The sequence below is a fragment of the Planomonospora algeriensis genome (genome assembly GCF_977012225.1).
In genome coordinates this window covers 1-220 of record NZ_CDRNDK010001195.1, presented here as the reverse complement: position 1 = coordinate 220, position 220 = coordinate 1, and the positions used below count along the sequence as shown (strand labels likewise).

At 73.2% G+C, this 220-nt stretch carries 1 protein-coding gene; it reads left to right on the top strand.

What is annotated here, in order from left to right:
• On the top strand, positions 1 to 220 hold a 220-nt coding region (locus ACWJ6R_RS38400), incomplete at both ends, for a sulfotransferase (RefSeq protein WP_449066856.1).

The window sequence follows — 220 nt, the reverse complement described above, 5'->3', positions numbered from 1 at the left end:
GGGCTGGACGCGGCCGAGGTGACCAGGGAGATCGTCGACGGCCCGGGGACGCTGGGCTCGGCGCTGGGCATCGTGCTGCGCGCCTACGCGGCCCGGTTCGGCAAGCCGCGCTGGGGCGACAAGCGGCCGTCGTACTTCAAGAGCGTCGACGTGCTGCTCCGGCTCTTCCCGGACGCGCAGTTCGTGCACCTGATCCGGGACGGCCGCGACTGCGTGGCGT